The organism is bacterium, assembly GCA_035549195.1.
Classification (GTDB): domain Bacteria; phylum Oederibacteriota; class Muellerivitia; order Muellerivitales; family Muellerivitaceae; genus DASZRK01.
The window spans coordinates 1-12,526 of record DASZRK010000052.1; the positions used below are offsets into that span (position 1 = coordinate 1).

A 12,526-nucleotide genomic window follows, 5' to 3' on the forward strand; every position below is an offset into this window, starting at 1 on the left:
CGCAGAAGGGCAAGATGCCCGTGTTCATCCTGACCGCCCGCGGGTCCTCCGAGGACATCGTGCGGGGGTTGGAGGCAGGCGCGGAGGACTACCTGAGCAAACCCTTCAACGAAAGGGAATTCCTCGCCCGGGTCCGGGCGATCCTGAAACGGCATTCTTCCACGACCCCGGTCAAGGATGAGATCATTTCCGGGAAGGTCCGACTTTCGCCGACCTCCCATGAGGTCTGGTGCCAGGACAAGCCCATTGCCTTGACCTTACGGGAGTTCGACATCCTTCGGATCTTCCTGGAGAATCCGGGGAAGGCCCTGTCCCGGGAGGAGATCGTCCGTTTGGCCTGGGGACCGGCCACCGCCATCGTCCCCAAAGTGGTGGATGTCCATGTGGGGCATCTTCGGGCCAAATTGGGTCCGGAAGGAAAGCGGGTCGAGACCGTTCCCCAGGTCGGCTACAAGTGGGTCCTGTCCAAGCGGTGATCCCGGGGCCTATACGGCTTCTTTACCGCTCCTTTGCCGCCTTTTTACCCCGTTCGTACCCCTTTTCTCCTTAAATTCATCCCTGGAAAGCCGTGCCGCAAAGGCATGGGGAAGGGATGGACCATGATCCGAACCAAGAGCCCTGAGGACTTGCCTCCTTGGACCGAGGATGTTTGGGACCGGTGGTTCTATTCCTTCATGAAGGAGGTCTCCCAACCCGAAGATGGGGAGGCCCCGACGCCCCCTTCGGACCCGGTGGCCGGTGGTGCGTCATGACCGAGATCCTGGAAGCTCCCGTCGATAGGGTTTCCCTGCGAGGCCCGGACCACGGGGAAACATCCCCGCCGGAACGGTCCGCCCTTTGGGAACTCCTGAGCGCGTTCCAAGGGCTCCAAAAGGTCTATCGGGAAGGGCGGATGTCGGAGAGGGAGGCGGCTTTCCAGCTTTATGTCCATCGGGTCCGGATGCAAGGACGGGGTGCGGTCGTCCATTTCCAATACGCCCTTGGGTTCTTGGCCTTGGAGCTCTCCAAAATGGAACCCGGATTGGCCCCGGCCTTGGATAAGGTCCTGGCGGAGAACGCCCGATCGATGGAACGGGGGGACCCGGAGGCCATGTTCAAGGACGGGTTGGAACGCATTTATCGTCTGGCCCTCAAACCCCGGCAAGGGATGAAAGAAGACCGTTTGGACAGCGCGCGGGACTTCATCCGGGCCCATTTCCAGGAATCCATCCCCTTGGGGAAGGTGGCCGTCGAGTTCGGGCTTTCGACCTCGGTTTTCGGCCGTTGCTTCAAGGAACGGTTCGGAAAAGGGTTTTCAGTGTTCCTGAGGGATCTTCGGGTCGAGAAGGCCAAGGAGCTTTTGACCCATGGCCAACTCTCGGTCGAACGGGTCAGCCTTGAAAGCGGTTTCAAGAACTTCCATTACTTCTTCGAGGTCTTCAAGAAGGCGACGGGGAAGACGCCCCATCAATTCCGGAGGACCCAAACGGGACGATCGCCCAAAGTTTGACCGAGATCCATTTTCAACCGATGGCCCTTCCTTTGCCGTTCCTTTAATCCTTCTTTACCCCTTCTTTACGAAAAACCAATGCGATGGGCGATAGCATTTGCTCGTCGTCCATAAAAATGATTTTCGGTCGATCGCCTTCGGCCATGGTGGTGTGTTTTGATCCGAGAAAGATCCTTAAAGATCGGGGAACTCCAAGGAGCCGTTGAACCTTCGAGGACCGATCCTGGCCTTGATGTTCCTCCCTTCGGGCGGCTCCGTCCTTCTTGGGGCCTGGCTTTTCTGATTTTCCTTTGGGCCCTTCTTCCTTCCCCGGTCCTGGCCTGGGTCAATGGGGATTTCGAGACCTGCAACCTGACCGGTTGGACCACTTCGACCAATTCAGGGGCCAATCTTGCCTGCGGGCCCCCGACCGCCTCTTCTGTTCCGGTCGGATGGGCCCCTCTTTCCAATAATATGCTTCCCATGGTCCATGGGGGAAATTGTGCCGCCCAGCTCTACTCGGCCCGGGGCGATGAGAACCACCAGGATTGGGCCCGCATCCAGCAAACGGATGTGGTCCCGTCGGACGGGAGGACCTGCCTTTCCTTTTGGTTCGCGGCGGTCTTCGAGGACCATCACTATGAGGTCGGTCAATCGGAGGACACCTATATCCAGGCCGACGTGATCGTGGGCGGCACCACGATCGCCTCCCTGGTCTATAACTGGGCCAACAACCTGGCCATCGTGGTCTTTGACGGCTTGACCGGGACGGGTGGCGCGATCTGCGCGGTCAACCCGACCACCGAGAACCGATGGGGGTACCTTCCCTGGACCAATTACACCATCAACCTTTGCCAATACGTGGGCCAACAGGTCACCCTTCGGTTCACTGACTACGATTGCGGGCAAGGGGGGCATTACGGTTGGGGCTACGTGGACGATGTGACCTGGGCGGCCTGCCCCCAACCACCGACCATGTCCTTGACCAAGTCCAACGATCCGTCGGGCCCGGTCACCCAAGGCCAGGTCATCACCTATACCTTGACCTATGGGAACAGTGGCCCCGGATTGGCCAGCGGCGTGACGGTGACGGACCCGATCCCCCCGGGGACCAGTTTCGTGCCCGGGTCCCAGACCAGCAGCCCCAGCATGCCCAATACCTTCGTGAGCGGCGGCCAGGTGGGCTGGTCCATCGGCAACCTGCCCGCCGGAGCCTCCGGGACCCTTAGTTTCCAGGTCCGGGCAAGCCAATCCTGCGTGACGATCATCAACCAAGCGTCTTTATCCGACCTGGAACAGGCTTGCTATTGAGGGCGCCGATGGAAAAGGGACCGAGGATGGATGGGATGGGATGGGGGAGGCTTCGGCTGGCCCTTTCCCTGGCCTTTGCCCTGGCCGCGGGTGCGGTCCGGGGGCAGACCTTCTCGACCATCTCCGTCGGCGCCACCACCTCCTGCGTCACCGTCGGGCAGACCCTGTCGGTCACCCTGGTGTTCGGTCCCACGAACGATCAATTCCAAACCGACGATTACAGCATCGGTTTCGGAAGTGCCGCGACCCTTTCGTTCCCCGGGGGTTGCACCGCTTCCTATAACACGGGCTCCCTCCCCACCGCGGATGCGGTCACCTTGGTCCAGTCGGTCACGGTCCCGGCCACGATCTCGGGCCCTTGGACGACCCTCGCAGTGGTCGGGATCGAGAACAGCACTTACTTATGCGGCGGAAGTACCGTGATCGGGACGACAGGCATCTCCCTTTGCCCCTCTTCTTCCACCGGTACCCCTACGTTCACCCCGACCCGGACCAACACCCCCACCTCGACGAGGAGTTCCACTCCAACCCGGACGGTCACCCCCACCCTTACCGGATCGGGTGGGCCCGCCGACACGCCGACCTTTACCCCAATACCCATCGGTCCGACCGCGACGCCCGTTCGGAAGATGATCCTTTCGAACGCGGTGACCAACGTGGTCGGAGGCTGCACCCCCTCCCCGACCTCGACCGGGACCCCCACCCGGACGCCGTCCGCGACCTCGACCCCGACCTCCACCCGGACGGCCACCGACACGGCCACCTCCACCTCGACCTCCACCAGCAGCTTTACCTCGACCGCGACCCGGACCTCCACCTCGACCTGGACGACCACGGATACCTCCACCGAAACCTCCACCTGGACCCCGACCAAGACCTGGACCGCCAGTTCCACCGCGAGCGATACTTCGACCGCGACCTTTTCCAGGACGGCGACTTCCACCAGTACGGATACCGGTACACCGACCGCCACCAAGACCCCCACTTCCACCTTCACCCCTTCGGATACCCGCACTTCCACGCCGACCTCCACCGATACCTCGACCGGGACGGCCACCTCCACGGCGACCGATACCAGGACCGCCACGTTCACCGCGACCGCTTCCGATACGCGCACCTCGACCGCTACCTCCACTTCGACCCATACGCTGGTCTTCACGGCGACGCCCACGGATAGCTTCACCGTGACGGACACTCCGACGGCCTCCAATACCCGGACCGATACCGCCACCTCCACCGCAACTAGGACCTGGACCGCCACCGGGACCCCGACCGCCACGTCCACGGATACCTTCACCCCTACGTCCACCCGGACCTCCACCGAAACCCGGACCCCCACGCCGACCCCCACCCCCACGAACAGCGCGACGGATACCTGGACCTTCACTTCGACCTTTACGGCGACCGATAGTCCGACCCCGACCTGGACCCGAACGGCGACGGCGACGTCCACGGCGACCCGGACCTGGACCTTCACCTCCACAGCGACGGATACAAGGACCTTTACGTCGACCTTCACTTGGACCCCGACGGCCACCGCCACTTCGACCCCGACTTCGACCCCGACCGCGACGGATACAAGGACATTCACAGCCACCCGGACACCCACCCATACATGGACGGACACTTCCACGCCGACACCGACCCGCACCGCCACCGATACCCCGAGCCCCACGGCGACCCGGACCTTTACGCCGACCCGAACACCCACCTGGACCTGGACTTGGACCCACACCTGGACGGCGACCTCCACGGCAACCCCGACCCGAACCCCCACCGATACATGGACGGCGACCCCGAGCGACACCTGGACCCCCACTTGGACGGCGACGGCCACGGCGACTTCCACCCCTTTACCTCAGATCTCCTTCTCGAAAAAGGTCTCGGCCCTGACGGTGGAGTCCGGCGGGAACTTGACCTATACGCTGGAATTGACCGTGGGAGCCGCCGGTCTGGGTGGAGCGACCATCACCGACCGATTGCCCCCCCAACTTGTTTTTACGGGGGCGGGGCCCAATGTTCCTGCAAGCCTTCCGACGCCGCTTTATGACCCGGCCCAGTCCGTTCTTTCCTGGGCCCTCCCGGCCCTGGGTCCGGGGACCTATGACCTTACCTATCGAACCCGGGTGAAGGATCTTTTGGTCTCGGGGACCCAGGTCCTGAACCAGGCGGTCCTGGAACTGGGTCCTTCGGCGGGCCTCACCAGTGTCGCGCCCTCGGTGGTGGTGGGCTCCTATGAGGTCACGATCGGGGTCTATAACGAGGCAGGGGAATTGGTGGTGGTCCTGCTCCAGGAGCAACTTTCCCAGGCGATCCAAAATTTCGACTTTGGGAGCGGGAACGGATCGATCACCAGCCTTTCCGGTCCCAATGGCTCGGTGACGGTCTATTTCGGCGGGGTGGCCTTGACCACCTGGGACGGGACCAATGGTTCGGGGTCCCCGGTCAGCAACGGTGTTTACCACCTGAAGGTGGACAATGTGAACGGGCAAGGCATGGACCTGAGCACCACCCAACAGGTGACGGTCAGCCGGTCCCTGGCCCACGTCCATGTGGCCATTTATAACGAAGCGGGCGAGATCGTCCGGGAGCTCCTGACGACGGCGCAGGACAGCCAGGGGAACGGACTGGCCACCCTTTCCCTCGGTTCGTCGGTGTTGGACCCGGCCTCAGGTCCGCTCCAGGAAACGATCATCCTTTCGACCATACTGGGATCCCCGGTCACCCTGTCCTGGGACGGGACAGGAAGTTCGGGGGCTTATCTGACGGCCGGGCGTTATTTCGTGGAAGGGCATTGGACCGGCGCCCAGGGTGGGGAACAGACCTTGGTCCAGACCTTCACCATCGCCTCGGGGAGACCGGACCGGGAAAAGGTGACCGTGGGCCCGAACCCGGTCCGGCTTTCCCAGGGTCAGGCCCAAGCCCTTTTCCAGGGACCCACGGGGGCCCAGGACACCCTTCGGGTCAAGATCTATGACCTGGCCGGGGAACTGGTCGGGGAGATCCAGGGAGCGACCGGCGCCAATAGCGCCGCCTGGGACGCTTCCACGGTGGCGACGGGCATCTATCTGGCGGTCGTGGAAATAAAGCCGCCGACCGGCGGGATCCAGCGACAGATCCTGAAGCTGGGCGTCATTCGCTGAAAAAGACCCGGTCCCTTCGACGCAAGCCTGGAAGGAAAGTCCTTCGCCCGGGATGAGTCGGAAATCGTCCCGGCCGAACGCCACGGTGGAAGGGTCCTTGTGACCTTTGCCACCTTCCTGAGGACTTTGCCGTGAGGGATCGGAAGCCGTCATCCGCCCTCTTCCTCCGTGGGATCGATCGGGTCCTTGCCGTTCTTCCCTGAAGACACTAACTTCCAAAAAAAGCGCCCCCTTTTGCTATACTCTTGCGAAATTTCGGGGGTTTTCATGCCTAAAAAGCTCCAAAAGTTGACCTGGAAGAAGGGACTGACGCTTTACGCGGTCAGTTGGGTCATCACGTTCTTCGTGGTCTTCGGGCTGCGGCAGGCCCTCATCGACCGGGATGAGCTCAATTGCTATGCGCGTATCCACGTGATCCAAAAGGCGGTGGACCAGTGGAATCAAGTCCACGCCGACCAACCCGTCACCGAGGACATCGACGAGAACGCCCTCGTTCAGGCCGGCTTCCTGGCCCCCCAGACCTATGACCATCAAAAGCACTATTACTTCGTGGGGAAGACCGCCTGGGGCCCCCGGGTCAAATGCAACAAGCATGAGGACAATCCGCTCATCCTAAAGCTGGTCGGCGACTGTCTTTTGGCGGTCCTGGGGTTCGTGGCTTTTTGTTCCTATAAAGGCTATGTGCTGTTCGACGGCACGGAAAAAGGGTGAAGCGAATGTCCGAGGTATTGATCGTTGGTTCGGTGGCCTATGACGGGTTGAAGACCCCCTATGGGTCCGCGGACCGGGTGCTGGGAGGGGCGGCGGTCTATTCCAGCCTGGCGGCCAGCTTGTTCACCAAGGTCCAAATGGTGGGAGTGGTAGGGGACGATTTCAAGGAAGTTGAATTGGCACGCCTGCGCAGGAAGGGCATCCAAACGGGCCTGGTGACCCGCGAGAAGGGCAAGACCTTCTATTGGAAGGGTTATTACGAGAACGACATGTCGGTCGCCCATACGGTCAAGATCGACCTGGGCGTTTTTGAGCGCTTCGACCCCCATATCACGGGGAAACACCGTGATATCCCCTATGTGTTCCTGGCGGCCATCCACCCGGACCTCCAGATCAATGTCCTGAACCAGATGAAGCGCCCCAAGTTCACGGTGCTCGATACCCGGGACCTTTGGATCAATATCACCCGTCCGGCCCTGATCAAGGTCCTGAAGCGGACCGATCTGGTGGTGGTCAATGACCAGGAGATCCGGCTTTTGACCAAGGAAATGCACCTGATGAAGGGAGCCCGCGCGCTCCAGAAGATGGGGCCCAAGATCGTCATCGTGAAAAAGGGCGAGCATGGGGCCATGTTGTTCGGACCCGGTTGGACCTTCCTGTCGCCCGCCGTGCCTTTGGACTATGTGGTGGACCCGACCGGCGCCGGGGACACCTTCGCGGGCGCCTTCATCGGTTACGTGGCCCGGGCTGGGAAACTGAACCCCGAGGTCTTGAAACAGGCCGTCATCGCGGGCAATTTGGTGGCTTCCTTCACCGTGCAGGGATTCGGCACCAAGGCCATCGCCGGGCTCACCAAGGCGAAGCTGAAACAAAGGTCGGTGGCCTATCACAAGTTCGCCTCGATACCGAAGGTCAAGATCTAATCACCCGGAGAGACCATGCCGATCCGCACCGAAGCTAACCTCATCAAGAAATTCCCGCCCTATCTTTTCGCCCGGCTCAACGCCGAGAAACTGGCCGCGCGGCAGAAGGGGATCGATGTCATCGATTTCGGGATGGGGAACCCGGACAATCCGACACCCCGGCCCATTGTGGACAAGCTCATCGAAGTGGTGCAGGACAAGAAGTCCCATCGTTATTCCACCTCCAAGGGGATCCCGGCTTTCCTGAAGGCCGTATCCCGCTGGTACGACCGCAAATACGGGGTCCCCATCAACCCCTATACCGAGGCGGTCTCGGTCATCGGTTCCAAAGAGGGTTTGGCCCACCTGGGGCTCGCCGTCATCAACCCCGGCGACAAGGTGCTTGTGCCCAACCCGACCTATCCCATCCATCATTACAGCGTCATCATCGCCGGCGGAAGCCTGGTCACCATCCCCATCCTGGATGGACCGGAGGCCTTCTTAAGGCATGTGGACAAGGCCTATTCCAAGTCCACCCCGAAACCCAAGATCCTCATCATCAATTTTCCCCATAACCCCACGACCATTTCCATCGAACCGGAGTTCTTCAAGGACGTCGTGAAGTGGGCCAAGAAAAAGCAGGTCCTGGTGGTCCACGACCTGGCCTACGCCGATATCGTCTTCGACGGCTACAAATCCCCCAGTTTCCTGGCCACGCCCGGCGCCAAGGACGTGGGCATCGAGATCTTCACCATGTCCAAGTCCTACAACATGGCGGGGTGGCGCATCGGTTTCGCGGCGGGGAACCCCAAGGTCATCGCGTCATTGGCCAAGATCAAGAGCTACATGGATTACGGCATCTTCACCCCCATCCAGGTGGCCGCCATCACGGCCCTCGACAGCCCCGAAGAGAACCTCCGTAAGCTGGCCGCCGTCTACCAGGAGCGCCGGGACATCATGGTCGAGGGGATGAACCGCATGGGTTGGCCCATCGAAAAACCCCGGGCGGCCATGTATCTTTGGGCCAAGATCCCCCAGAAGTTCGGCAAGCTGAACTCGATGGACTTCGCCATGAAGCTTTTGAAGGAAGCGGAAGTGGCCGTTTCTCCCGGAACGGGATTCGGGAGCTTGGGGGAGGGTTACATCCGCATGGCCTTGGTCGAGAACAAGGACCGCATCCGGCAGGCCTTGAGGAACATGAAGAAGTTGTTTTAACCTGGGTCCGGGCGGCTGTCCTGGGTCATAGGAATCGAAGGCCCCGCTCCCTTAGGATCTCCCGATATCGGACCATACCAAGATTTGAGGTGCTGAATGGAAATCTCGAACCGCATGAAACAGATCGCGCCCTCGATGACACTGGCCATCGACGCGAAGGCGAAGAAGCTCCAGGAAGAGGGCGTGGACGTCCTCAACTTCGGGGCCGGGGAACCGGATTTCAAGACGCCCCAGGTCATCTGTGACGCCGCCAAGAAGGCCATCGACGACGGTGTCCACAAGTACACCCCCGTGCCGGGCACCCTGGAACTGCGCAAGGCCATCGCCCAATATCTGGAGCGGGAATACAAGGTCCAATACGCCCCCACCGACATCGTGGCCTCCTGCGGGGCGAAACATTCCCTCTATAACGTGTTCATGGCGATCCTGAACCCGGGCGACGAGGTGCTGATCCCGGCCCCCTATTGGGTGAGCTATCCCGAGCAGGTGAAACTGGCGGGCGGGATACCGGTCTTCGTGGATTGCCCCGAATCGCAGGAATTCAAACTGACCGCCGAGGTCCTGGCCCCCAAGATCACCTCCAAGACCAAGGTCTTGGTCCTGAATTCCCCCAGCAACCCCACGGGCGCGGTGGTGGGCCGCAAGGCGCTCGAGTCCATCGCGGAATTGGTCCTCAAGCACAAGCTCATCGTGGTCTCCGATGAGATCTACGCCAAGCTGGTCTACGGCGAGGCCCATACCTGTTTCCCGTCCATTTCCAAGGAAGTGGCCGCCCAGACCATCCTGGTCAATGGGATGTCCAAGGCCTATGCCATGACCGGCTGGCGGCTGGGTTACGCCGCGGGTCCCGCCAACGTGATGAAGGCCATCTCGGACCTTCAGGGCCAATCCACCTCCAACCCCACGGCCATCGTGCAGAAGGCCGGGGTGGCCGCCTGTGCCATGCCGGATTCGGAGATCCAGAAGATGGTCGAGATATTCCAAAAACGCCGGGACATGATCGTGGACGGCTTGAACGCCATCCCGGGCATCCAGTGCCTGAAGCCCGCCGGGGCCTTCTATGTGTTCCCGAACGTGAAGGGTCTGTTCAAGCCCGGCCGCTCCAATTCGCTGGAGCTTTCCGAGTACCTGCTCGACAAGGCCAAGGTGGCCTTGACGCCCGGCATCGCTTTCGGCGCGGAAGGCTATATGCGCCTTTCCTACGCCACCAGCGAGAAGGTCATCCAAGAGGGACTGCGCCGGATCAAGGAAGCCGTCTAAGCCCCGCTTTACGGGCCTTTTCCTTGAAGAAGACCCCCCTTTCTTATAATCTGTAGCTCCTTTTCACCAAACGCCCCGGCTTTTCATAAGCACGGGGCGTTTTCCATTTCCGGTAGGAGCGCACCATGGCTGGGGGAAAAACCATCGTTCAGGTCGGCATGATCGGCTTCGGCAACGTGGGCCAGGGGCTTTACCGCCTCCTGGAAAAGAACCGCACCCTCATCGAGGCCAAGGTCGGGGCCCAAATGCGCATCAAGCGCATCATGGTCCGTGACCTGGCCAAGCAACGCGAGGTCACGACCCCCGAGGGGATGCTGACCGATAAGTACGAGGATATCCTCAATGACCCCGAGATCGACGTCGTCCTGGAATTGATGGGGGGCTATGAGCCCGCCCGCACCTATCTTTTGGACGCCATGAAGAAGGGGAAGCACATCGTCACCGCCAATAAGGCGGTCCTGTCCGTCCATTGGGACGAGATCATCGAGACGGCCCAACAGAACAAGGTGGACATCTATTTCGAGGCGGCGGTCTGCGGGGGCATCCCGGTCATCCAGGCCATCAACGACGGGTTGGCCGCCAACAACATCATGTCCATTTACGGCATCGTGAACGGCACCACCAATTACATCCTCCAGAAGATGACCGAGGAAAAAAAGAGCTTCAAGGAAGCCCTCCAAACGGCCCAAAAGAAAGGCCTGGCCGAGGCGGACCCGACGTTGGACATCAACGGGATGGACGCGGCCCATAAATTGGCCATCCTGGCCTCCCTGGCCTTCTCCAAGCGGGTCAAGGTGGAGGATATCTACGTGGAGGGGATCGAACGCATCACCCTCCAGGACATCGAGTTCGCCCGTGAGGAATTCGGCCGGGTAGTGAAGCTCTTCGCCATCGCCGAGGTGGAGGGGGATGAACTGGAAGTGCGCGTGCACCCGACCCTCATCCCCCAGGAGCACCTTTTGGCCAAGGTGGACGGGGAATACAACGGCGTCCTGGTGACGGGCGATTTCGTGGGCACCACCATGTACTACGGACTGGGGGCCGGCAACAAACCCACGGCCTCGGCGGTGATGAGCGACCTGATCTACGTAGGCCGAAGCGTCAGCGACAACGTGGCGGGCGAGATCTCCAATTGCTGGTTCCTGTCCGATAACCCCCAGATCAAGCGCCTGAAGAAGATGGGCGATATCAAGTCGCGCTACTACCTGAAGTTCACCGTGCTCGACCAGGTCGGGGTGCTTTCCAACATCTCCCGCATCCTGGGCGAGCACCAGATCTCCATCGCGTCCGTCATCCAAAAGGAGCAAAAGAAGGGCGACAAGGTGCCGGTCGTCATCGTGACCTACGAGGCGGTGGAAAAGAACGTGCAGGAGGCCCTCAAGAAGATCAACGGTCTGCCCTTCATCCAGGAAGAGACCCTCCTCATCCGCATGGACCGGGGGGAATAATGGCTTATTGGAGAGGACTCATCGAGGAGTACCGGTCCTACCTGCCGGTCTCCGACAAGACCCCCGTCGTTTCCCTCAAAGAAGGCGATACGCCCCTGCTTTATGGGTCCCGCATCTCCGAGAAGCTGGGAAACGGGCTGAAGGTCTATTTCAAGTTCGAGGGACTCAACCCCACCTGTTCCTTCAAGGACCGGGGCATGACCATGGCCATCTCCAAGGCGGTCGAGGAGGGGTCGAAGGCGGTCATCTGCGCCTCCACCGGCAATACTTCGGCCTCGGCGGCGGCTTATTCGGCCCGGGCGGGGCTTTCCTGCGCCGTGCTCCTGCCCCATGGTTCCATCGCGCTCGGCAAGCTGGCCCAGTCCATGATCTATGGCGCGAAGGTGCTGGCGGTGGAAGGCAGCTTCGACCAAGCCCTCGCCCTGACCCGGGAGTTGGCGGACAAATATCCGATCACCATGGTGAACTCGAACAATCGTTACCGCATCGAAGGCCAGAAGACGGCCGCCTTCGAGATCGTGGACACCATCGGCGACGCGCCCGAATACCACGCCATTCCCGTCGGCAACGCGGGGAACATCACTGCCTACTGGAAGGGCTATCAGGAATACAAACAACTGGGCAAGTCCACCCGGCTGCCCCGCATGTGCGGGTTCCAGGCGGCGGGCGCCGCCCCCATCGTGTCGGGGAAGGTGGTGGAGAACCCCCACACCATCGCCACGGCCATCAAGATCGGGAATCCCTATTCGTGGAAATCGGCCGAGGCCGCGCGCGACGGGTCCAAAGGCCTCATCGAAGCGGTCACGGACGAGGAGATCCTGCAGGCCTACGAGATGCTGGCTTCCCTGGAGGGCATTTTCTGCGAGCCCGCTTCCGCCGCGTCCCTGGCCGGGGTCATCAAGAAGAACCAAGAAGGCTATTTCACCGACGGGGAGAAGCGGATCGTTTGTACCCTGACCGGCCACGGCCTGAAGGACCCGGACACGGCGGTCATGCGCAGCAATAAACCTTTGGTCATCAAGCCCGAGATGGGCGAGATCTTGAAGGCCCTGGGCTTTTAAGGCCGGG

11 protein-coding genes are annotated in these 12,526 nt (G+C 61.1%); all 11 read left to right on the forward strand.

Translation table 11 applies throughout. The features are described 5' to 3' along the window. A partial coding sequence (locus tag VHE12_09785) for a response regulator transcription factor (protein ID HVZ81064.1) occupies window positions 1-476 on the forward strand: 476 nt, incomplete at its 5' end. 123 nt (window positions 477-599) lie between these two features. Next, window positions 600-752 carry a hypothetical protein gene (locus VHE12_09790; protein ID HVZ81065.1) on the forward strand — a complete coding sequence of 51 codons (153 nt, stop codon included), beginning with the start codon at window positions 600-602 and terminating at the stop codon, window positions 750-752. Further along, window positions 749-1,489 (forward strand): helix-turn-helix domain-containing protein, encoded by a 741-nt coding sequence (locus tag VHE12_09795; protein HVZ81066.1) that lies wholly within the window; start codon window positions 749-751, stop codon window positions 1,487-1,489. Before VHE12_09790 ends, VHE12_09795 begins: the two co-directional genes overlap by 4 nt. A gap of 156 nt (window positions 1,490-1,645) precedes the next feature. Beyond that, window positions 1,646-2,779 (forward strand): DUF11 domain-containing protein, encoded by a 1,134-nt coding sequence (locus tag VHE12_09800; protein ID HVZ81067.1) that lies wholly within the window; start codon window positions 1,646-1,648, stop codon window positions 2,777-2,779. Between the two features lie 8 nt (window positions 2,780-2,787). Further along, window positions 2,788-5,922: a hypothetical protein gene (locus VHE12_09805; GenBank protein HVZ81068.1), complete on the forward strand. Its 3,135-nt coding sequence runs from the start codon at window positions 2,788-2,790 to the stop codon at window positions 5,920-5,922. A gap of 267 nt (window positions 5,923-6,189) precedes the next feature. Then, the gene (locus tag VHE12_09810) at window positions 6,190-6,633 is read left to right on the forward strand and encodes a hypothetical protein (protein HVZ81069.1); all 444 of its coding nucleotides are present in this window, start codon (window positions 6,190-6,192) and stop codon (window positions 6,631-6,633) included. Between the two features lie 5 nt (window positions 6,634-6,638). Then, a complete protein-coding gene (locus VHE12_09815; GenBank protein ID HVZ81070.1) occupies window positions 6,639-7,556 on the forward strand; it encodes a PfkB family carbohydrate kinase in 918 nt (305 codons plus the stop codon). A 15-nt stretch (window positions 7,557-7,571) separates the two neighbouring features. Then, a complete protein-coding gene (locus tag VHE12_09820; GenBank protein ID HVZ81071.1) occupies window positions 7,572-8,750 on the forward strand; it encodes an aminotransferase class I/II-fold pyridoxal phosphate-dependent enzyme in 1,179 nt (392 codons plus the stop codon). 96 nt (window positions 8,751-8,846) lie between these two features. Further along, the gene (locus VHE12_09825; GenBank protein ID HVZ81072.1) at window positions 8,847-10,010 is read left to right on the forward strand and encodes a pyridoxal phosphate-dependent aminotransferase; all 1,164 of its coding nucleotides are present in this window, start codon (window positions 8,847-8,849) and stop codon (window positions 10,008-10,010) included. 125 nt (window positions 10,011-10,135) lie between these two features. Further along, entirely contained in the window at window positions 10,136-11,458 is a 1,323-nt protein-coding gene (locus VHE12_09830; GenBank protein HVZ81073.1) for a homoserine dehydrogenase, read from the forward strand. After that, window positions 11,458-12,519, forward strand: a complete 1,062-nt coding sequence (gene thrC, locus VHE12_09835) for a threonine synthase (protein ID HVZ81074.1) — start codon at window positions 11,458-11,460, stop codon at window positions 12,517-12,519. Before VHE12_09830 ends, thrC begins: the two co-directional genes overlap by 1 nt. Window positions 12,520-12,526: the final 7 nt, after the last annotated feature.

Bases quoted from the DNA above. Each gene is read 5' to 3' on its own strand.
- VHE12_09790 (HVZ81065.1), top strand. From the start codon at position 600: ATGATCCGAACCAAGAGCCCTGAGGACTTGCCTCCTTGGACCGAGGAT.
- VHE12_09795 (HVZ81066.1), top strand. From the start codon at position 749: ATGACCGAGATCCTGGAAGCTCCCGTCGATAGGGTTTCCCTGCGAGGC.
- VHE12_09805 (HVZ81068.1), top strand. From the start codon at position 2,788: ATGGAAAAGGGACCGAGGATGGATGGGATGGGATGGGGGAGGCTTCGG.
- VHE12_09810 (HVZ81069.1), top strand. From the start codon at position 6,190: ATGCCTAAAAAGCTCCAAAAGTTGACCTGGAAGAAGGGACTGACGCTT.
- VHE12_09815 (HVZ81070.1), top strand. From the start codon at position 6,639: ATGTCCGAGGTATTGATCGTTGGTTCGGTGGCCTATGACGGGTTGAAG.
- VHE12_09820 (HVZ81071.1), top strand. From the start codon at position 7,572: ATGCCGATCCGCACCGAAGCTAACCTCATCAAGAAATTCCCGCCCTAT.
- VHE12_09825 (HVZ81072.1), top strand. From the start codon at position 8,847: ATGGAAATCTCGAACCGCATGAAACAGATCGCGCCCTCGATGACACTG.
- VHE12_09830 (HVZ81073.1), top strand. From the start codon at position 10,136: ATGGCTGGGGGAAAAACCATCGTTCAGGTCGGCATGATCGGCTTCGGC.
- thrC (HVZ81074.1), top strand. From the start codon at position 11,458: ATGGCTTATTGGAGAGGACTCATCGAGGAGTACCGGTCCTACCTGCCG.